The 21352-nt window shown below is 51.7% G+C and carries 22 protein-coding genes and 1 tRNA gene; 13 read left to right on the top strand and 10 right to left on the bottom strand.

What is annotated here, in order from left to right; translation table 11 throughout:
• The 12 genes from M4I36_RS09870 to M4I36_RS09925 all read left to right on the top strand — a co-directional run.
• A partial coding sequence (locus tag M4I36_RS09870) for a ThuA domain-containing protein (protein ID WP_258111569.1) occupies positions 1-678 on the top strand: 678 nt, incomplete at its 5' end.
• Complete coding sequence (locus M4I36_RS09875) at positions 675-1643, top strand: sugar phosphate isomerase/epimerase family protein (protein ID WP_258111570.1); 969 nt, start codon at positions 675-677, stop codon at positions 1641-1643. The genes M4I36_RS09870 and M4I36_RS09875, both read left to right, overlap by 4 nt.
• Positions 1619-2557, top strand: a complete 939-nt coding sequence (locus tag M4I36_RS09880) for an NAD(P)-dependent oxidoreductase (protein WP_258111587.1) — start codon at positions 1619-1621, stop codon at positions 2555-2557. Before M4I36_RS09875 ends, M4I36_RS09880 begins: the two co-directional genes overlap by 25 nt.
• A gap of 308 nt (positions 2558-2865) precedes the next feature.
• Entirely contained in the window at positions 2866-3852 is a 987-nt protein-coding gene (gene trpS / locus M4I36_RS09885; protein ID WP_258111571.1) for a tryptophan--tRNA ligase, read from the top strand.
• A gap of 120 nt (positions 3853-3972) precedes the next feature.
• Positions 3973-5268: an NADP-dependent isocitrate dehydrogenase gene (gene icd, locus M4I36_RS09890; RefSeq protein WP_258111572.1), complete on the top strand. Its 1296-nt coding sequence runs from the start codon at positions 3973-3975 to the stop codon at positions 5266-5268.
• Between the two features lie 39 nt (positions 5269-5307).
• The gene (mdh, locus tag M4I36_RS09895; RefSeq protein ID WP_258111573.1) at positions 5308-6252 is read left to right on the top strand and encodes a malate dehydrogenase; all 945 of its coding nucleotides are present in this window, start codon (positions 5308-5310) and stop codon (positions 6250-6252) included.
• A gap of 423 nt (positions 6253-6675) precedes the next feature.
• Positions 6676-9327 carry a DNA polymerase I gene (gene polA / locus M4I36_RS09900; RefSeq protein ID WP_258111588.1) on the top strand — a complete coding sequence of 884 codons (2652 nt, stop codon included), beginning with the start codon at positions 6676-6678 and terminating at the stop codon, positions 9325-9327.
• A gap of 90 nt (positions 9328-9417) precedes the next feature.
• Positions 9418-10305, top strand: coding sequence for a bifunctional DNA-formamidopyrimidine glycosylase/DNA-(apurinic or apyrimidinic site) lyase (mutM, locus tag M4I36_RS09905; RefSeq protein WP_258111574.1), 888 nt, complete (start codon positions 9418-9420; stop codon positions 10303-10305).
• The gene (coaE, locus tag M4I36_RS09910) at positions 10286-10939 is read left to right on the top strand and encodes a dephospho-CoA kinase (RefSeq protein WP_258111575.1); all 654 of its coding nucleotides are present in this window, start codon (positions 10286-10288) and stop codon (positions 10937-10939) included. The genes mutM and coaE overlap by 20 nt, the downstream gene beginning before the upstream one ends.
• The gene (locus tag M4I36_RS09915) at positions 10885-11562 is read left to right on the top strand and encodes a lytic transglycosylase domain-containing protein (protein WP_258111576.1); all 678 of its coding nucleotides are present in this window, start codon (positions 10885-10887) and stop codon (positions 11560-11562) included. The genes coaE and M4I36_RS09915 overlap by 55 nt, the downstream gene beginning before the upstream one ends.
• Before the next feature lie 99 nt (positions 11563-11661).
• Positions 11662-11746: transfer RNA gene (locus M4I36_RS09920), tRNA-Leu, on the top strand.
• Between the two features lie 184 nt (positions 11747-11930).
• Positions 11931-12893: a tyrosine-type recombinase/integrase gene (locus tag M4I36_RS09925; RefSeq protein ID WP_258111577.1), complete on the top strand. Its 963-nt coding sequence runs from the start codon at positions 11931-11933 to the stop codon at positions 12891-12893.
• Positions 12894-13275: 382 nt separating this feature from the next.
• Here M4I36_RS09925 and M4I36_RS09930 read toward each other — a convergent pair whose 3' ends face one another.
• The 5 genes from M4I36_RS09930 to M4I36_RS09950 all read right to left on the bottom strand — a co-directional run bounded on the left by M4I36_RS09930 (position 13276) and on the right by M4I36_RS09950 (position 16636).
• The gene (locus M4I36_RS09930; RefSeq protein ID WP_258111578.1) at positions 13276-13785 is read right to left on the bottom strand and encodes a 2'-5' RNA ligase family protein; all 510 of its coding nucleotides are present in this window, start codon (positions 13783-13785) and stop codon (positions 13276-13278) included.
• A 205-nt stretch (positions 13786-13990) separates the two neighbouring features.
• Positions 13991-14647, bottom strand: a complete 657-nt coding sequence (locus M4I36_RS09935; protein WP_258111589.1) for an HAD family hydrolase — start codon at positions 14645-14647, stop codon at positions 13991-13993.
• Between the two features lie 826 nt (positions 14648-15473).
• Positions 15474-15740 (bottom strand): hypothetical protein, encoded by a 267-nt coding sequence (locus M4I36_RS09940; RefSeq protein WP_258111579.1) that lies wholly within the window; start codon positions 15738-15740, stop codon positions 15474-15476.
• Between the two features lie 264 nt (positions 15741-16004).
• A complete protein-coding gene (locus tag M4I36_RS09945) occupies positions 16005-16406 on the bottom strand; it encodes a type II toxin-antitoxin system VapC family toxin (RefSeq protein WP_258111580.1) in 402 nt (133 codons plus the stop codon).
• Positions 16403-16636 (bottom strand): hypothetical protein, encoded by a 234-nt coding sequence (locus M4I36_RS09950; protein ID WP_258111581.1) that lies wholly within the window; start codon positions 16634-16636, stop codon positions 16403-16405. Before M4I36_RS09950 ends, M4I36_RS09945 begins: the two co-directional genes overlap by 4 nt.
• A gap of 642 nt (positions 16637-17278) precedes the next feature.
• On the opposite strand from M4I36_RS09950, the gene M4I36_RS09955 reads away from it, so the two are divergent.
• On the top strand, positions 17279-17473 hold the full coding sequence (locus tag M4I36_RS09955; RefSeq protein WP_258111582.1) for a hypothetical protein: 195 nt from the start codon (positions 17279-17281) through the stop codon (positions 17471-17473).
• 101 nt (positions 17474-17574) lie between these two features.
• On the opposite strand, the gene vapC is transcribed toward M4I36_RS09955, so the two are convergent.
• From vapC to M4I36_RS09980, 5 genes are all read right to left on the bottom strand, one after another.
• A complete protein-coding gene (gene vapC / locus M4I36_RS09960; protein WP_258111590.1) occupies positions 17575-17976 on the bottom strand; it encodes a type II toxin-antitoxin system tRNA(fMet)-specific endonuclease VapC in 402 nt (133 codons plus the stop codon).
• A complete protein-coding gene (gene vapB / locus M4I36_RS09965; RefSeq protein ID WP_258111583.1) occupies positions 17976-18206 on the bottom strand; it encodes a type II toxin-antitoxin system antitoxin VapB in 231 nt (76 codons plus the stop codon). The genes vapC and vapB overlap by 1 nt, the downstream gene beginning before the upstream one ends.
• A 406-nt stretch (positions 18207-18612) precedes the next feature.
• Positions 18613-19059 carry a hypothetical protein gene (locus M4I36_RS09970; protein ID WP_258111584.1) on the bottom strand — a complete coding sequence of 149 codons (447 nt, stop codon included), beginning with the start codon at positions 19057-19059 and terminating at the stop codon, positions 18613-18615.
• Between the two features lie 37 nt (positions 19060-19096).
• On the bottom strand, positions 19097-20059 hold the full coding sequence (locus tag M4I36_RS09975) for a ribonucleotide-diphosphate reductase subunit beta (RefSeq protein WP_258111585.1): 963 nt from the start codon (positions 20057-20059) through the stop codon (positions 19097-19099).
• A gap of 11 nt (positions 20060-20070) precedes the next feature.
• On the bottom strand, positions 20071-21123 hold the full coding sequence (locus M4I36_RS09980) for a zinc-dependent alcohol dehydrogenase family protein (protein ID WP_258111586.1): 1053 nt from the start codon (positions 21121-21123) through the stop codon (positions 20071-20073).
• Positions 21124-21352 lie beyond the last annotated feature (229 nt).

Consider the following 21352-nt stretch of genomic DNA (forward strand, 5'->3'; position numbering starts at 1 on the left):
GACGTACAGGCGGTGTACCCGGATGGGATTCACCAGGCGATTGCCGCTCCGCTGCGAGAAGCTGGGCATGAGGTGCGCACGGCTACCTTGGACCAGCCGGAGCATGGTTTGTCCGAAGAGGTACTGAACCACACGGATGTGCTGATTTGGTGGGGACACATTGCCCATCAAGAAGTGTCGGACGAAGTGGTCGCGCGCGTGAAGCAGCGGATTCTCGATGGGATGGGTTTTATTCCACTCCATTCGGGCCACTTTTCGAAAGTGTTTAAATCGCTGATGGGGACGAGTTGTGACTTAAAATGGCGGGAGGATGGGCGCCCGGAACGGCTCTGGGTGGTGGCGCCGAGTCATCCGATAGCGGCGGGACTGGGCGAGTCGATTCGCCTGCCGCAAGAAGAGATGTACGGCGAACATTTCGATATACCAGCCCCCGATGAATTAGTGTTTGTGTCGTGGTTTGCGGGTGGAGAAGTGTTTCGCAGTGGCTGTGTATTTTATCGTGGAAACGGGCGCATTTTTTACTTTCGACCCGGTCACGAAACGCATCCCACCTATCATCATCCGGAGATTCAGAAAGTCTTGGCGAATGCTGTGGCGTGGGCGGGCGCACCCGGCGGTGCGAAGCCCGTTTACGGCCATGCCGAGGCCGTCGAGCCCGTCGAGGAGGGAGCACAGTGAAGCTAGGCGTATTCACGGTTCTCTTCTCCGATATGGCTCTCGAAGACATGCTTGACAAAGTCGCGGCGGCCGGGCTGGACTCTGTGGAAATTGGCACAGGCGGCCATCCGGGCAACGCACATTGCAACATGGACGAACTGCTTGCCCAACCCGCGCAGTTGGAAGCGTTTCGGAAGCAAGTGGAGGCGCGCCATCTGACGATTTCCGCATTGTCGTGTCATGGGAATGCACTCCATCCGAATGCGGAGGTTGCCAAGCGAGATGCCGATACGCTGACGAAGACCATCCAGTTGGCAGAGCGTCTTGGCGTGGACACGGTTAACACGTTTTCCGGTTGTCCGGGAGAATCGGAGCATTCGCGGCACCCGGTATGGGTGACCTGTCCATGGCCTGAAGAGTTCAGTGAGGTGTTGGAGTGGCAGTGGACGGAGAAGCTCATTCCTTACTGGCGCGAGCAAAATGCATTTGCCAAGCAACACGGCGTGCGTGTGGCGATAGAAGCGCACCCTGGGTTCTTAGTCTACAACACAGAGACCATGCTGCGTCTACGTGAGGCGGCGGGCGAACAGATTGGAATAAATTTTGACCCCAGCCACCTGTTCTGGCAGGGGATGAGCCCGGTGGCCTGTATCAAAACGCTCGGAGCTGCTGGCGCTCTCTTTCACGTGCATGCCAAAGACACCGCTTTTGACGCCGACAACATGGCGCAAAATGGGGTGTTGGACACTAAGTCGTACCTGGATGAACGGCATCGGTCGTGGTTGTTCCGCACCGTTGGGTATGGTCACGGAGAGTCAACTTGGCGGGATATCGTGTCGGCATTACAACTGGCAGGGTATCAGGGAACCGTGTCCATCGAACACGAAGATTCCTTGATGTCCATCGACGAAGGGTTCGCCAAGGCCGTCGCGTTTTTAAAACCGCTTCTTATCCGCGAGAGATTGGAGCGCGTATGGTGGAGTTGAAAGAAAGAGTGGGTTTCATTGGCACAGGCATCATGGGCGCCCCCATGGCACTGCGACTGAAAGAGGCAGGCTATGCCGTAACCGCGTACAATCGCACCGAGTCGAAGCTGGTAGCGCTTGTGGAGCAGGGCGTCGAAGTGACGGTCGATCTCGCTACAGCAGTCCGCCACCAAGAGGTCCTGGTCTTGATGTTGGCGGATGATGCGGCACTGACGGCGTTGGTCGAGTCCCGGGGCGGCGTACTGGCGCATGTGCAACCGGGCACCGTTGTCATCAACATGAGTACCATCGCACCGCTCTCGTCGCGCCGTCTTGCCAGTGCTTTTGCGGCGAAAGAAGTTTCGTATTTAGACGCCCCTGTGTCGGGAAGTGCGGGGGCTGCGAAAAGCGGGCAGTTGGTGGCACTCGTGGGTGGGGATAAGGCCGTTTTTGAACGGGTTCGGCCGCTCCTTTCGGCCATGACGAAAGAGCAGTTTTATTTCGGTGAGGCGGGGAGTGGGAACGATGCCAAGCTCGTCATCAACCTCCAACTGGCACTGACCATGCAAGCCATCGCGGAATCGCTGGTACTGGCGGAAAGCTTAGGATTGCAGCGGGGTCAGGTACTCGACATGATGCAGAGTTCGTCGCTTTCTTCGGCATTTTTCGGGATTAAGCGAAGCCTCCTCGAGACCGAAGACTTTACCCCAGCGTTTGCGCTCAAGCACATGCGAAAAGATTTGAGCTTGGTGCTCGATGCTGCAAGGCCGAACGGCGCCGTGCTGCCAAACGCGCTGACGTCGTTTGGAACCTACACTGCGGCGGTACAAAATGGACTTGGTGAAGAAGATTTGTCGGCGGTCGTAGTGGAACTTTTGCGACAGTCCGGATATACTGGCGAGAATAGAAGACGAGACGATGCAGAGGGAGAGTAAGTGCAAAGCGGCGGGACAGAGAGTCGGCGGCGGTGGAAAGTCGGCGCGTGCGCAGCATGGAATGGTCCTCGAAGTCCGGTGCCCGAGTCAAATGCGTTTGGAGCACATCTGCTCCGTGATGCGTGCGCGGTAGGGTGTTGCGGGAACTCCCGTTACTGAGTGGCTGGCGGTGCCTGGATTGTGGGCAGTGCTAGGCGTGAGGTGCGGCGCATTGCGCCGAAAATGGGTGGTACCGCGGACCAAAGTCCGTCCCTGGGGGACGGACTTTTTGTCGTCGCCCGTGTCGAAAATAGAGAGGAGCCATACTGATGACGACAGTGTTTTCTGGTATTCAACCGTCCGGCAAGCTCACCATTGGAAATTATTTGGGGGCTTTGCGCAACTTCGTTCGCTTGCAAGAGGAAGCAGAGTGTTTGTTCTGCATTGTTGACCTCCATGCTATCACGGTTCAACAAAACCCAGTCGAACTCCGGCAAAACACTCGGGAACTAGCGGCGCTCTATTTGGCGTGCGGGATTTCGCAAAAAAGTGCCACGCTGTTTGTCCAGTCCCACGTCTCGGCACATGCGGAGTTGGGGTGGTTACTCCAGTGCATTGCTCATTATGGTGAATTGGGCCGCATGACCCAATTCAAAGACAAGTCGGCGCAGAAAGAAGTCGTGACAGCGGGCTTGTTTACTTACCCAGCGTTGATGGCGGCCGACATTTTGTTGTATCAGACAGACTTGGTGCCAGTGGGTGAAGACCAGAAACAGCATCTGGAACTGACCCGCGACCTTGCCATTCGCTTCAACAATCGCTTTGGCGAGACGTTCACCGTACCAGAACCGTACATCCCGAAAATCGGTGGGAAAATAATGAGCTTGGAGGATCCGCTGAAGAAAATGAGCAAAAGTGACGAGAGTGCGGGGGCATACTTGTCGATGTTAGATGAGCCAGACGTCTTGCGCAAAAAAGTGGCTCGCGCAGTCACCGACTCTGGCCGAGACGTTCGTTTCGACGAAGAGAATAAACCAGCGGTGTCGAATTTGATGACCATTTACGCACTGTGTGCGAATGTGACGATGGCAGAAGTGGAAAAGCGTTACGAGGGGCAGGGCTACGGTCCGTTCAAGAAGGATTTGGCGGAAGTGGTCGTTGGCGTACTGGAACCGATTCAACAGCGGTACCGAGACATTCTCGCATCTTCGGAACTGGACGACATACTTCGTGAAGGTGCGGCAAAAGCCGAGCAGATGGCGGCACCAACGCTGAAAAACGTCAAAGACAAACTCGGATTTATTGTCCCTGCGTAAATTGAGAAAAGCCCCAAAGAGTGGCGGATGGCGGGCGTACCACCGCCTCTTCCTTTGGTATTTCGGTCTTTGCTGTGATAAGATCGGGAGTGGTAATTCATACATAAGGGAGGCGCCAACGTGGCCAAATTGAAGACTCTGGAGTCGCCGACGAGCGGCGAGCCAATCACGTTAAAAGACGGTAAATTGCAGGTTCCTAGCCATCCCATCATTCCGTTTATTGAGGGAGACGGCACAGGTCCGGATATCTGGGCAGCATCCAAACGCGTGTTTGATGCAGCGGTTGAAAAAGCGTATGGCGGGGAGCGGAAAATCGCTTGGTTTGAAGTCTACGCCGGCGAAAAGGCGTTTCACCGTTTCAAGGAATGGCTTCCAGAAGACACCTTGACTGCACTTACAGAATACATCGTATCCATCAAAGGCCCGTTGACCACGCCTGTAGGTGGTGGTATTCGCTCCCTCAACGTGGCGCTCCGCCAGGAGTTGGACTTATATGTGTGCTTGCGCCCCGTGCGCTACTTTACGGGCGTACCATCGCCTATCAAGCGCCCTGAATTGGTAGATATGGTGATTTTCCGAGAGAACTCCGAAGATATCTATGCCGGAGTGGAGTTTCAAGAAGGAACACCAGAAGTTAAGAAGATGATCGATTTTTTGCGCCATGAGATGGGCGTGAAAAAAATTCGCTTCCCGGAGACATCCGGTATTGGCGTTAAACCCGTCTCCCGCGAAGGTACGGAAAGACTCGTGCGCGCTGCTATAGAGTATGCGCTACAACACCACCGCAAGAGTGTCACGCTGGTGCATAAAGGAAACATCATGAAGTTCACGGAAGGCGCTTTTAAGAGCTGGGGCTACGAGTTGGCGGAGCGCGAGTTTGCCAACCAGACCTTCACTTGGTCGGAATACGACCGCATCAAAGAAAAAAGTGGCCAAGCGGCTGCGGACAAGGCCCAGGACGACGCTGTGAAAGCTGGCAAGGTGATTGTCAAAGATGTCATTGCGGACGCATTCCTGCAGCAAATTCTGCTTCGTCCCGCAGAGTATGATGTCATCGCCACGCTCAACCTGAACGGCGACTACGTCTCCGACGCACTGGCCGCGCAAGTTGGCGGGATTGGCATTGCGCCGGGTGCCAACATCAACTACGTTACAGGACATGCCGTCTTCGAAGCCACGCACGGAACAGCCCCTAAGTACGCTGGGTTGGACAAGGTCAATCCTGGCTCCGTCATTCTTTCCGGAGTCATGATGTTCGAGTACATGGGCTGGCAAGAGGTCGCGGATAGCATCACGAAAGCGCTGGAGAAAGCCATTGCTCAGAAAATCGTCACCTACGACTTTGCACGTCTGATGGAAGGTGCAAAAGAAGTCAAGACGTCTGAGTTTGCAGATGCCATGATTGCCAATCTATAAACCAAATCTCTCGGTTGGACGAGGGAGCGGGAGGGCTCTGTGATGTTGAATCGCCGTAAAGTGTCCATCATTGGTGCGGGTCTGACAGGCGCCACGACCGCATTCATGATTGCTTCAAAAGAGATGGCAGATGTCGTCTTGTTGGACATTCCGCAGATGGAGAACCCGACCAAAGGCAAAGGATTGGACATGCAAGAAGCCATGCCAGTCATCGGATCGGACGTGACCGTCGTCGGAACGTCTCAGTATGAAGACACGAAAGACTCGGATGTCGTGATTATCACGGCGGGTCTGCCGCGCAAGCCAGGCATGAGTCGAGACGACTTGGTTTCCACGAATGCCGGCATTGTCCAATCGGTGACGGAGCAGGTCATGAAGTATTCGCCAAACGCTATCTTGGTGATTCTGTCCAATCCGGTCGATGCGATGACCTATGTCGCGTACCAAACGGCCGGTATTCCGAAACAGCGCGTCATCGGTCAGGCGGGTGTGTTGGATACGGCCCGCTTCAACACGTTCGTCGCGTTGGAACTGGGAGTATCCGTGGAAGATGTGCACGGTTTTGTGATTGGCGTTCACGGAGATGACATGGTGCCGCTCGTTCGCTATTCCAATGTAGCGGGAGTGCCGCTACAAAAGTTACTGCCGAAAGAGCGAATTGATGCCATCGTCGAGCGGACCGCGAAAGGCGGCGGAGAAATTGGCGGATTGCTCGGCAATGCGAGCGCCTACTATGCTCCGGCCGCGTCGCTTGCGGAGATGACGGAGTCCATCCTGAAAGACAAACGCCGCTTGCTTCCGTCCATCGCGCTACTGGAAGGCGAGTTTGGATTTCACGACCTGTTCCTCGGGGTGCCGACTATTTTGGGTGCCAACGGGATCGAAAAAATCATCGAAGTCGAGCTGGACGAAGCAGAGAAAGAGTGGCTGAATCGCTCTGCCGAGTCGGTTCGTCGCGTGGTGGCCATGGTTCCAAAAGGTTGAATGGACTGCCTAAACCCCGCTAGATGGCACGGAGCGCTGCGGGGCTAGTGGTCGGTAGACGCGAGTTGTTCATGGATAAAGCGTGACGGTACCTTCATGCATGCGTTTGCGAACGAAGGCGGTGTTGCCGGGGTGCTTCCGGCGGCATCGTCTTCTTCTTTGTCGTGGGGAGCACGCTTCGCCGCTGCCACGTATTGCAGCGGCAGTATGCGTTACTGGGACCCGCGCCGGCGGCCGCTCAAGGTGTTTGGGTCCAACGCTGTTTTCGCGATTTCGCTTCGCACAATCTTCACTGGCGGACTGTCCGCGGCGAGATTGCAGAGCGGCCTATGCTACAATGACAGACGAAGAGGTGGCGGAGGTGCGCATTGCGGCACATTCCCCCAGTGCACGGATAAGAATGGAAAATTGAGGTGTGCCGAGATGTCTGATGAGCAGCAGCGCTTGATTTTAATAGATGGCAACAGTATTGCGTACCGAGCGTTTTTCGCCTTGCCGCCCTTGTCGAACGCGGCCGGACAGCAGACCAACGCAGTCTATGGATTTACACAGATGCTGCTGAAGCTCTTGGAACAAGAGAAGCCAACCCATATCGCCGTTGCCTTTGACATCGGCAAAAAGACGTTTCGCCATGAAACTTTCGCGGAGTACAAAGGGACTCGCGAAAAGACACCACCCGAGTTGGTAGAGCAATTCCCAATGGTGCGTCAACTGCTCGACGCATTTTCCATCCGTTACTTAGAGATTCCTAACTTTGAAGCTGATGACATCATTGGCACGCTCGCGCGGCAGGCCGAACAGGCGGGCATGGAGACGCTTATTGTATCCGGAGACAAAGACCTTCTGCAATTGGTGTCTGGGAAAGTTCTCACCGGATTGACCAAAAAAGGCGTTACGGAGATGGAAGTGTACAATCCACAAGCGGTTCATGACAGATATGGCCTCACACCGCCCCAAATTGTGGATTTAAAAGGGTTGATGGGTGACAACTCTGACAACATCCCAGGCGTTCCAGGCGTAGGCGAGAAAACAGCGATGAAACTGCTGCACGAGTTTCACACCGTTGAAGGCGTCTACCATCACTTGGAGCAAGTCAGTGGGCAAAAGCTGCGCGAGAAACTAGCAGCTCATCAAGAGCAGGCATTTCTCTCGAAACGCTTGGCCACCATCTGCACAGAGGTTCCTCTCGAGGTCGGCGTGACGGAACTCGCCTATCATGGATATACCCGGGATGCCGTGGTGGAGTCCTTTCGCGGCTTTGGATTTCGGTCACTCGTCGACAAGATTGCCGGGGAAATGACAGCGCCAGTAGCCTCCCATCCGACAACAAGCGAGACTTCTCGCTGGCCAACCACGGCCATTGTGCAGGTCAATTCCAAAGAGGAACTCAAGGATGTCCTTGATACGTTGGCCGATCCGGTCGGGATGTCGCTCCACCTCTCTTCTTCGGAGTCTTATGCGGCGGACGTGTTGGGATTGACGTTGGCGACAGAGCATGAACTCTACTATGTGTCCTTCGCGAACGAATTGGAAGTGCCGGATGTCAATGGACTCTGGCGCGGACTAGCGGAGAAAGTGGTTTTTGATGTCAAAACGATGGCAGTCCTGTTGGATGCGCATGGCATTCAGTTAGAGCATGCGGGTCAATACACGGATTTGATGTTGGCGAGTTATTTGCTCAATCCTTCGGATGGTGAGTGCACGCTTGAAGAACTGGTCCGTCGAGAACTGTCGCTCGACATACCATCTCCAGAGTTGCAGGCGGAGAACGCGGTGCTGTGGACCGTCCGAAAGGCGTATGCCCTACGCCAGATGCACCATCGGTTTATGGAAGCGCTGGCGGTACAAGAGATGGACGATCTCTTTCAAAAAATGGAGCTTCCTCTCGCTTTTGTGCTGGCGCAAATGGAGGTCTGTGGATTTTACGTCAACGCTGAGTTGCTCGAGCAATTTGGCGACGAGTTGGACACATCCATTCAACGCTTTACCACGGAGATTTACGAGTCGGCTGGTGTGGAGTTCAACATCAATTCGCCTAAGCAACTGGGGGAGGTATTGTTTGAAAAGCTCGGTCTACCGCCCGAGAAGAAAACAAAAACAGGCTACTCTACGGCGGCAGATGTATTGGAACGGTTGGCGCCAGCGCATGAAGTGGTGCAGAAAATTCTCGACTATCGGCAGTTAGCGAAGCTGAAATCGACGTATGTTGAAGGGCTTTTGCGCATGATTCGGCCGCAGACGGGTCGCGTTCACACACGCTTTCATCAGGCGCTGACCGCCACAGGTAGACTCTCGAGCAGTGAGCCCAACCTTCAAAACATCCCCATCCGCATGGAGGAAGGGCGCAAGCTGCGGCGGGCCTTTCAGTCCTCGTATCCGGATTGGATGATTCTTTCCGGCGACTATTCTCAAATTGAACTGCGCATTTTGGCTCACCTCTCAGGAGATGAAGCTCTCATCGACGCATTTCGAAACGGCATGGATATTCACACGAGGACAGCCGCAGACGTATTCGAAGTTGCTATAGAAGAGGTCACCCCGCTCATGCGCCGTCAGGCAAAGGCAGTCAACTTCGGCATTGTCTACGGCATCAGTGACTTCGGGCTGTCGCAAAACCTGAACATCCCGCGGCGCGAAGCAGCTCGATTCATTGAAGGTTACTTTGCCAAGTTTCCGGGAGTCGAGAGGTACATGAGAGATACTGTGGCGGAAGCGAAGAAGCGGGGCTACGTGACCACGCTGCTCAATCGGCGCAGATATCTTCCCGATATTCATCACAAAAACTATCAAGTCCGCTCGTTCGCGGAGCGAACCGCGATGAATACGCCCATTCAAGGCACGGCGGCAGACATCATCAAATTAGCGATGGTGCGGATGGATGACGCATTAAAATCTTCAAACCTCCAGGCACGCATGCTGCTCCAAGTACACGATGAACTGATTTTTGAATGTCCCGAGTCTGAATTACCCGCGCTCATCACGCTCGTCCGGGATAAGATGGAGAATGCGGTGCTGCTCAACGTCCCTCTTCAGGTGGATCTGAACTCGGGCCGCACCTGGTATGACGCGAAGTGAGCATGTGGCCTGTCGTTTGTCATGTGCTTGTCATAGAAATGCGGTAAGCTTTCCGCATGGCACCATTTCAGAGGAGGACTTGCGAGCAGTATGCCAGAATTGCCAGAAGTGGAGGCAGTCCGTCGGAGTTTGGAACAGCTAGTGGTCGGCAAGACCATCGAACGCGTTGACGTTCGCCTCCCTCGCATTGTACGCACACCCAGCCCCGAAGTGTTCGTCCAGTCCTTGACTGGGCGCCGTGTCGAAGCCGTGAATCGGCGCGGTAAGTACCTACTCCTGACCGTGTCGCCGTTCCTGCTCATCTCTCATTTGCGCATGGAAGGCCAATATCGGTTGACGGAGACGGATGTGGACGAGTTGCCTCACACCCACGTGGTGTTTCAATTTACCGATGGCACGGAACTGCGCTACCGCGATGTGCGCCAATTTGGCACAATGGATTTGGTACGCTCCCCGAGCGAATGGCCAGACGGATTGGCACGTCTTGGTCCAGAGCCGTTCGATCCGCTCCTCACCCCGCAACTTCTCAAATCGCGCCTAGCTTCGCGCACGGTTCCCATTAAAGCTGCCTGGCTCGACCAGACGGTTCTTGCTGGCGTAGGGAACATCTATGCGGATGAGGCACTGTTTGCAGCCGGTATTCATCCGGAAAAGCCAGCTGGGAAACTGACGACTTTGGAACTCAGTCGCTTACTCCACGAGACCCGCGAGGTGCTGCAGAAAGCCGTGGACGCGGGCGGATCGTCCATCCGTTCCTACGTCAACGGCTATGGCCGCCACGGCGGATTTCAAATCAGCCTGGCTGTCTACGGGCGAGATGGCGAGCCCTGTGTGCGGTGCGGTACGACACTCGAGAAAACGCGCGTGGCCGGGCGCGGAACGCATTGGTGTCCAAGCTGTCAGCGCAAACCCCGCACGAGGCGAGCGCGTGCGAAGACAAGTAGGGAGGGGGAGAAGGATGGCCGCAACAGCCGTTGATTCCACGCGCATCATCGGCCTCACCGGGGGAATTGCCTCCGGAAAGACCACCGTCAGCTCGATGCTCCGCGAACTCGGCGCCTATGTGGTCGATGCCGATGTTTGGGCGCGCCGGGTGGTTGAGCCGGGGTCGGACGGACTGGCGGAAATAGTGTCCGCTTTCGGCGGCGACATCTTGATGCCAGACGGCACACTCAACCGCTCACGCCTCGCAACCATCATCTTTCACGACGCATCGCTGCGGGACGTACTGAACCGAATTACGCATCCGCGCGTGCGGGCAGGAATGCTCGCGGAAACGGCGGCGTATGCTTCACAGAGGCCCGGGCAGCCTGTCATCTGGGACGTGCCCCTTTTATTCGAAGGAGAAACGCACCGTCTGGTCGGTGCCACCATACTCGTCTACGTTCCCTTGCACGTACAAAAGGAGCGCTTGATGGTGCGCAACCAATTGACCGAGGCCGAGGCGCTCGCTCGCATGGCCGCACAGATGCCACTCGACGACAAACGCGCACTCGCTACCTACGTGATTGACAATTCACAGTCCCTTGAATTTACTCGAGAGCAGGTGCAACGCATATGGCAAATGGTTGGCGGTCAGAAGGAGTTTCGCGGGGACCGAGCCAAGCAGTGAAGAGACGGCGCCGCATTCTCATCTCCATCGCGTTGCTCATTTGCGTACTCTTCCTCATCTCATCCAATTCCTTTTGGCGCCTCATGTATCCCATCTCGTACCAGGCGCAAATCCAGGAATCGGCGCAGCATGCGGAGGTCGATCCGCTGCTCATCGCTTCCATCATCCGCGTCGAATCGAAGTTCGACAAACGCGACGTCTCTAACATGGGTGCCGTCGGCCTGATGCAGTTGATGCCCTCGACCGCCACCTGGATTGCCAGCAAAATTCAAGCCCGACATCCCGAAATCCTGCAAGATACCGCCCTCGCGAATGGAAGCCTCGACAATCCGAAAGTCAATATCACTCTGGGGTGCTGGTATGTCGCCTATCTCATTGAGCGCTTTCGCGGCAATCGCGTTGCTGCCGTTGCCGCCTACAATGGCGGTCCTCGGCGCGTGGAAGATTGGCTGAAGTCCGGAGTCTGGAACGGCCAACTGGCGACCATCAACGACATTCCCGTTGGCGAGACACGCCATTTTGTCGATCGCGTCTTTTACAACTACAAACTATACCACCGTATTTACGGTAACAGCAGGGACTGGGATGGCAACCTGCACACCACACACGACATCACGAATTGACAGGACGTCTCAATGCTGGAATGCTGAAATTTGGTCGGCGCCAAGAATTTGACAACCCAGGCGACCGAGGATATAATCAAGAACGTTGTCGCTTCTCATGTCGGGGTGGCGGAATTGGCAGACGCGCACGTTTGAGGGGCGTGTGGGGTAACCCGTCCGGGTTCAAGTCCCGGTCTCGACACCAAAAAAGTCTAAAATGCCGCAGTGTAGCAGGGTTTTTGAGCCTTTGAGCTCAAAAACCCTGCTTCCATTTTACGGTGGAATTTGCCCTTGGATTTTGCGGGTACGTGTGGGCACACACTCCAGCAGAAGTGCGGGGCAAAAGGGGCCAAATCCCCCACACGTCTAGAAAAAGGAGAAGTGTGGGTATGGCGAAACGCAGAAAAAATACGGTTGATTTTGTGGAAGAGGTGGCCGTACCCGAAGAGCGGATGATCACGTTGTCAGATGCCAAGGTGCAGTTCTTGCGCGATGTCCGAGGGTTGGCAAAACAAACGCAGCGGTGGCACAAGGAGAACCTGAATGCCCTGGAGAAAGTTCTTGGTATGCAAAGCTTGGTGATCGACGATTGTCGGAAGCTCACCGTTCCGTTTCTAAAGGACCATTTCGTGTTCTACGTGCTGGAGGAACTCGGGTTGAAGGTAAACACCATCAATGGGCGGATTCGGTCCGTTCGAGGGCTGATTCAATTCCTGCACAGGGAAAATTACCTGCCCCGCGATTATAGCGCAGATTTGCCCGTTCTGAAGGCGGAGAAGGTCATCATCCAGGCATTCAGTGAGGAAGAGATTGCACGGCTACTACGACAACCAAATCAGAGCACATTCACGGGTCTACGCGATTACACGGTCATGCTATTGTTGCTGGAAACCGGGATGCGAATTTCGGAACTCGTCGGCATTCAGGTGGCTGATGCGCATATCCGCGACGGGAATATCCTCGTACATGGGAAAGGCTCTAAGCAGCGTCTGGTGCCCATACAGAGCAAGATGCGGCAAGTCCTACAGAAATACATGAAGGAGCGCGGAAATGCGCTGACAGATGCCTTGTTCGTGACCATCGACAACGAGCCCATTGCCATAGGGACGATTCAAAAGCTCATCAAGCAGTATGGGGAGCAGGCGCGGATTGCAAATGTTCGCGTGTCACCTCATACTTTCAGACATACGATGGCGAAATATTACATCTTAGCGGGTGGGGATATTTTCTCTCTTCAGCGGATACTTGGCCATAGCAGTATGGAGACGGTTCGCATATATGTAGAGATGTTCTCGCACGATGTGAACCTGCAGCACAGTAAATTTAGTTTTGTGGAGCATCGGCTGAGTTAGTGGTGGTGATGGCCGGGAGTGATGCTTCCGGTCATTTGTGACTTGATGATTGCGACTGTGAACTTATTATGGAAGACTGACAGATGGTGATGCGAAGTAGAGTACGACCGAACCCGCTGTTGAAGCATGTGGAAGAATATCGTAGATTGTAGATTGTCGAAACCGTCGCTTCAGTTGGAGCGCGAAGAGATCAAGCGATTGGCTCATATGCAAGCCGAAGCTTTGGTGAACCGTTCAGAAATGCAAAAAAAGTTAAAGGATATAATCGGAACATCTAAATTTTGAGTCAACTTCGTGTAATGGGTTACCGTTAGATTTGGCAGTACACTAGCACAGCCTTATTGAACATTCGCGCCCATTACTGCAATATCATACCTACTTGTTATGGAAGTAGTGGAACCTTGATTTCAATAATCGATTTCTCATGTTCGTCTATGCGTTCGACAACCACCTGGTTAACTGTTGTCTGAAACACTTCATTCCAATTTTCAGTTTCAGTCAAAGCGAATTCGAATAGCTGCTTATCGTTGACTCGCCCGACGGTTAAGTGAGGTGTATAAGTCTGAGAGCGGCAAAGGTGTTGTTTCAACAACCCAGTGTACAATTTGTCGTGTAGCTGAATAATCTGGTCGTTGCCGCCCTTCAAATTGAGGAATAAATACTCTCCTTCAGCCCCAGTAAGCCCAATCATAACAATTGGAAAAGGTTTCAATCCAACCACAGATTTCTGAAGGTGTACTGTAAGAGCTTCAGTAGAAACGTCACTTTCAAATGGAAACACCAAGGTCACATGCGGTGGAATTAGGTCAGCAAGCGGATCGTACTTCGCTCGTATGCGTTTAATGGAATGTTCATTAGAAAACTCAGGGAACAGATGAATAGCCCTTAACACCCAACCCCCCCTTCTTGGGAATCGATTTGTCGTTCTTCTGTCCGATTGCCCATAAAGCGGGTCACTCGAACACCATATTTTCATCCGCAAGCCAGTGGTGTTTCCTTCTGGGATATGTGCACCCGTTTGTCCCATACGACCTTCATGTGAATTCGGTGATACCTTGGACAACCAATCACACAGAAACACCATCTAAATGTGCTTGTTACCTGAAATAATCTAATAATTTATCAAGAGAATTGATCTCGGCAAATGGTTGAATTTCGGTATCATTCTTGTTCGAATAAGGATTGAACCATATGCCCTTTATATTTGCCTTTTGACAACCACCAATATCTTTTTCTATGTCATCCCCAACGAACAATGTTTCTTCTGGTTGCACGTTTAGCTTATTTAAGGCTAATTCAAATATGCGGTTATCAGGTTTCCAAAACCCCACTTCTTCGGAAATGATTATTGTATCAAAACAATCGCCTAAATTGCTGTTGGATATTTTGGCTTTTTGCCTATGAATTGAGCCGTTCGTTACAATCGCAACTTTGGCATGCACCTTTATAGTATTTACGATGTTTAGAGTACTTTGGTCTGCGGAAAAACAATTAGGAAAATGACTATTCCAAAAATCACTTATGTAATTTTTAGGAATCCTTTGTTTTGGTGAAAACTCATCATAGAGTGATTCGAAGACTCTTGATTTGTCACTGTTACCATAGTCACGTTTGTCATATTCCTTGAACAATTTCAACATCTTGTTTTCCGTTGAATGTTCAACATCCCCGTAACACGTTTCTAAAATAAACGAAAACATTTTATCTACTGCTTGATGTCGATTGAGCAAGGTATCATCAAGATCGAATATCAGTGCTTTACAACTCTCCAAACATCTCCACAGCCTTTCTCACACTCCATTAATATTCCTAGTCCGCACGCTTTCGCCCTGTTTAAGAGAGGTATTCTGTCCCATGCTTATAGAGCTCTTCTGCCCAATAGTCCCGTAGTGGACGCATGCAGGCCGCGCATGAATATACACTTTAGACGCGTAGATACAGATTGTCACAGCTAGACCATTGCCCCCTCACACAGCTGCGTCACGAGGCACCAATTGGAATTGAAAAGTGCCATCTTCGCCCGACTGCTCTACATTTCATACGTCATAACGTGAAGGTCTCACTCAGCTTCTTCGGCTTTTAGCGTTGACCATTCCGAGACACACTTCATTGAGCAGAAATGCCACTCGGCAGTACGCGCTTGCTCCCTGTAGTGTCCTTTTGGTACGTCTTGAAGCAATGCGACCCACCCCTTTGGTAGGTCTGTAATAAAGCGGCCATCCTTTTCCCTCTCGCAATTGTTGCAAATGAATACGGCCTTAAACAAGGGTAGCCCACCCATCCTCGCCTCGGGAGAATTCTGTTAGTTCTCCCTTGGGAATTTGACCGCAAGGATTTTAACTTCATGCTCGACCATTTCGAAATACATGGTGAACCCACGTATAATAACACGAGACATAGCCTTAAACGGCCCACTTTCTTCAGTGTAGAACTTACTTATCGCATCGTTACTGAGGAGATCCTCTGCATGCAAGATGAATCGACTAATGAAATCCAAGGTTTCTTCGGGCGTAAAACGGGGGCTACGAAAGGAAAGTAGTTTCTTTCTAACAGGATTTGGCCACGTTACGCGTCGGTAGGTCACTGAAAGTCACTCTTCGAAATGGATTTGAGAAATTCATCGGTCGTCATAACTTCGCCTACTTCGTGCGCTTTCCTACTAGCCTGGAGCATCTCGCGAAGCTCTGGGTCTTCTTGTGCCTCTTCAGCAATCGATAATTGCCTTTTCGCTTGTAGAACAATTGTTAGCTGCCCTTTGCCCGGTATGAACACCTGACACACAGAGTCATCACTGGTAAGTTTCTCAATTCGCTGCATCAAGTCCTGAGCAGAGTAAATAATATCCATCCGTACCGTCACTCCCATCATGAGTGTTTTCCTAATTATACATACAACTTCATTACTCGGAAACACGTGCGCTGACGCTCAAGGAGTGGCGGTTCTATCGTGCGGGTTATGAGGCATTCCGGCCCGAGAGCATCAGAAGGGGTCCCTCAGCCAGGCTGTATATTCATACGTTGGATGGCACATCTAGTTGTCACTTTAATATTGCTCGAGGTGGAAGAAGGGAATAAATCCAATTAATTCCGGAGGTGACGAAGAACATGCATTTTACAACCGAACAACCAGGACGTTCAGTTCACCCTTAATAAACTCCATGTCAGAATCCCGTGACACAAGTCCTAATTGAGCATCAATAGCAGTTGCTATGATTAGGGCATCAGGAGTTTTTAGTTTTCTGCCTTTGTCTCGCTGTTCGCGCCTTAACTCCCCTGCAGTTCGGGCTATTGTGGAAGTAACGTCTATGCAGCGCCGCTTATTAAAGAGTTGCAAACCGTGTAACTTCTGCTCTGACGATATACCACTAAAAACCTCACATTCAGTGATCACGGAGAAAAATAATGGCATCATGTCGTTCGCTGCCTGCCTAACAAAATTCATGACAATTGACTCATTAGCCAAGATGGCGATGGCGATATTTGTGTCCAGTAGATATCCGCGAACGGAACTCAATCCCAGTCACCCTCGCGCATTTGGCGTACCGTCTCTTCGAGTTGTCGAGCCTCTTCAGGCGTTAGAATTCCAGCCGACTCAAGAATGTCATCAACAGCGTAATCATCCTCTGACTCAACGGTTTCATTGTATAAGTCGACTGTGATCTTTCGACTATCTAAGTTGAGCTTGGAGAAAATCGTCCTTAACTGATTCGCTGTTTCGTGATCAAGCTTTTTCGACATCGCCATACCCCTCGCCTCCTCCATAAATAAGTGTACCAGTATTATAATTGAATTAAGCGACCGAAACCTTCACACCAACCAACTCCAGCACATGTACGTTGTGAGACTATGCTGCTTCAATTGCGCAAGATTCCGAAAGTGTACGCCACCGTATAATCATACAGCAGATGGCTCAGGGAACTTGAATTTTTGCACTCGTTTGTCCAAGCTGACCCTCAGCTGGGAGAATGGATTCATAGTAGTCGGAATGCGTACCAACGCGGAGATGTCATGACAACCTCAGAATTGCTTACATCCTTATCCTCCAAGAATTTTGCTCAGTGACAACTCGTCGAATCATCTGGCCCTCTCCTATTCGGGTAAAACTGCTTACCTTTGGAAGTCTCCACTTTACGCCGGATGAGACGCTCGACCTTATTATACATCTTTTATAAAAATAGCTTATTCTTTTAAATTCAACGGTAAGTCGGCATTATACTGAGGAATACGGAGAGTTCGAAAGAATTTCTCGCATGATGTGAACTTGCAGAACAGTAAGTTTAGTTTTGTGGGGCATCGGCTGAGTTAGTGCTGGTGATGACCGGGAGTCATGCTTCCGGCCGTCACTGCCTCGATGATTACGACTATGAACTTAGGGAGGACTAACAGATGGTGATGAGAAGAAGAGTGCGTCCGAACCTGCTTTTGAAGCACCTGGAGGAGTACCGTAAATCGTCAAAACCGTCGGTTGAGTTGGATAGCGAAGAGATAAAGCGATTAGCTCACATGCAAGCCGAAGCTTTTGTGAACCGTCCGGATATGCAATACACGTTAAAGGATATCATCAGAACCTCTAGATTTTGAGTCAACTCGGTGTAGTGGGTTACCGTTAGATTTGGTTGAATATTCCTCAGTAAACATGCCGATGATGACGGACAGCAAATAGGATGTGCCGACCATCAACCTCATTTAGTCCAGTCTTCGACGCGCAATCCTTTGACCCGTTCAAACTCTCTCGTGTTGTTTGTAACCAGGGGAACATCAAGTGACAATGCGTGTGCGGCAATCATCGTGTCGAGCGGACCAATAGTCTGACCACGTCTTTCTAGTTCAGCACGTACGTTACCGTAAACTACGGTCTCATCCAATGAGAAGTTTGCAATTTCAAGTGGCAAGAGGAATGCCTCTAGCGCGGCCTGATTTCTCTCTTTATGCTCACTCTTTGAAACGCCATACTGTAACTCTGCTACGGTTACCACGGATACGACAATCTCGCCCGTACGGAACACACGCATTCGCTTAAATAATTCATTCGACCGTCTTTTGATGAGATATATACAGATGTTGGTATCCAACATGTAAAGCATCAAAATGGTTCCTCTCGTTGTTGCTTCGCTGGTTGCTCACGCTCGACCATAAAATCGTCTGAAAATAAGTCCAGTGATTGCGCCAACGAGTCCCACGCGTCGTCCATGGGTAATAAGACCACTGCGTTTCCGACGCGCTTTACGAAGACCTCTGAACCGTTAAATCGAAATTCTTTGGGCAAACGAACCGCCTGGCTACGTCCGGACTGAAAAATCTTTGCTCGCTCCATAAAATCACCCCGCTTGATATATATCGAGTATATATTAAGCGGGGAACAGATGAAACGTTAAAACATCGTTCCATTCAAAATATTGTCTTCCTCAAGATTGCGCCCGATAACGACGGAACCCTAAAAATCGGTGCAGCCATACCCGGCATCCACTTCAAATTCAGAGCGTTCTAATTGTTAGATGTGGTTTAGAACTCGGAATCCCCGGTGGATTGGGCAGTTGATGACCACATCGATATACTCAGAAAGAAACTCACAGTCTTTTTTGACGATTTCAGATTAGATTCAATGCGTGGTCGAGGTTATAGACTGACTATTGAACATCCGAGGGTTGACCAACCAGACTCAACGTAGGCATTCCGAGAATGTAACGACTGTATTCGTACTGCTATTTTCCAGAGCCATTTCAAACGGCGGAGTAGAGTCGTAGCCCTGCTCGAACCATCTCGACAAAATAGTAAATATTGCGGAAAAATAGGTGTAAATCGCCCCGATACAACCGTAGTCTGCGATACATGATGTTCTGGGAGATGGTTCGAGGCCCGTCCGACAGTTCCTGCCAATCCTCCGCAGTTCCGCCCAGTACTAAATCCGCGGCATGAAGTTCAGACGTTGAGATGGGTTGCACGCGGACAATGTCGCCGCGGACAATGTCGAAAAGGCCAGCACGCTGAACGTTCTCCTCCGCGTCGACGACAACAAAGGCGAGCTTTAAGGTCAGTGTCTGCTTTCTGGCGGCAATCCAATCCCAGTATGTTGATGCAGTTTCTTCGATGCGTTGGTCGGCTGGCCCTGCATTCGCAGAGACTGCGAAGCGAGTTAGCCAGTTTTCGTTCAATATCTCCGTTTCCATCCGTTATTCCTCCCACATGAATGTTGACCTCAATCCGTCAACCTCCTGCTGCAGTTTCAGGTTGAACGGCGGAGATCATCTTGTCGAGTTGCTGTGGTATGGGGATTTCGACCATATTGAGTTTTTTGCGCAAGTTATTCATCATGATGTGGCGGACATCGTCGCGTTCTACAAGTAGGGGACTGTAGTCGATGATTTGGGTGTAGGTCGATCCCATCGTCAACATCGTGATGACGGTTTCATAGACGACCGATTGAAGCGACGGGTCGTCCGCTATCAACTCTTTGAGCAATTTCATGCCGAACACGACATGGCGAGACTCGTCTCTCGTGGTGGCTAGGAATCCTTTGTGAAAGCCTGGGAGTTTATGTTGGCTTTTGCAGAAGTTCAGGGTAATTTTCGCCACACTCAGCGCCAAGACGCCTTCAATCCACAGGTGATAATTGGTGATGCCGGACGCTAGTAATTTGCGATTGTCCGGATGACGCCGGATTTGATCGGCGATGTAGGCCAGATAGCCGAACGATCCGATAAAAGTTTCACTCATATAGCGGTAAGATTGATCGAGTGTATCCATGATGTCCGTTGCGGCGAGTCCAACCACCTCGCGGTAGAAGCGGTCGAAGAACAGCGTATGGCGAGTCTCGTCCTCTAACTGACTCGTTAAATACATTTTGTGCTCATCCCGCGGAGCGGCCATCAGTAGTGGGACGATGTCGACCGCGACTTGACGTTCGCCATGGTGAAAGCCGGTCGCGACGCGAAGGAAAGTGTCGCGTTCTGCATCTGTAAGATTCATCCAATCGGCTTTATCCTGGGTGAAATCCAGTTCAGAAATGTTCCATCGTTGAGCCTCATATTTGCGATACAAATCCAAGGGATAGGTTCGGTCGATGGGGACAATCCCCTCATGAACGTAACGGATGACACTATCAACGTCAAATTGATGGTGAAGTACCTCGATATCAACTAGACCTATTTGTTCTAATTCTTCAGGCATGTCAACTCCTCCTACCACTGGTCAATGACGGTACAACCGAGCGTGGCATAGTGACTCATTGAAGACAATATGGAACCTGCTTGGTCGATTGGGACGGTTTGCGTCACGAGTTCACCCGGTCGAAGAGTCCCTCTTTCCACCATTTGCAGCAGGGGGCGGTACCGCCCAATTGGCATCCCAAACGTTCCGGAAATCTGTAATTCTAGGTTTACGATGAGGTCAATGGGGAGGGAGATGACGCCATCGTCTTGTTTTGTGGTCAGTCCAATTTGTAAATGACGACCGCGCCGACGTAGGCTGCGCACACTCGATTGACACGTTTCCGACAGACCGAGTGCATCGACCGACACATCCGCTCCGCCCTTGGTCAACTCTTTGATGCCATCTGCGGCGCGCTCTTTGGTGGCGTTTATTGTCGCTACAGCGCCCAGTCGCTCTGCGAATGCCAGTTTCTCATCGGAAATGTCGATCGCGATGACGTTTGCGCCGAGTGCGGTCGCGATTTGAATGGCAGATAGCCCCACGCCTCCACACCCGTGCACGGCGACCCATTCGCCAGGCTGCACTGCGACCCGGTCAACCAGTCCGTGAAAAGCGGTCATAAAGCGGCACCCGAGTGCAGCGGCCTCAGTGTAGCCGACACCTTCTGGGAGTGGGATGAGGTTAAGGTCTGCGTTCGGAATGTGGACAAATTGACCATAGCCACCCCAATACGAAAAACCAGGCATCAACGCATTTGAGCAGATATTCGAATGGCCGCTTCGGCACTCTTGACACGTCCCGTCGCCTTGACTGAATGGGACAATCACTCGGTCACCTGTCTTGAATTTGCGGATGTGAGTTCCGACCTGTTCAATGACACCCGAGAACTCATGTCCGAGAACATGCGGTAAGGGGACGGATGTTCCGAGCCAATCCCAGTCCCCGACCCAGGCATGCCAGTCGCTTCGGCAAATTCCGCTCGCTTGGACGCGTACAATGGCCCCTGTTGATTCTGGGGTGGGGTCTGGAACATTGCGTACGACGAGGGGTTCTTTAAACTTTTCTAACACAGCGGCTTTCATCTATCGTCCTCCTTCGCGGGTTCAAGGTCCCTGGCTACTGCCGCATCGTCTGCATGTTTTAGGAGCGAGAGGTGTACTCAAAAGTCATTCATACGCACCCTATTGTAATAACAGTATATTCGCTCTATTATAATTTTAGATAGAGATTTTACCCCGGATTTCGACGGTTTTTGCTTGATGGAGTCTCGTTAGGTTTCCAATGAATATTTTGGAATTATAGTCTCCGATC

Origin of the sequence: Alicyclobacillus sp. SP_1 (assembly GCF_024706985.1) — a bacterium.
Classification (GTDB): Bacteria; Bacillota; Bacilli; order Alicyclobacillales; family Alicyclobacillaceae; genus Alicyclobacillus_I.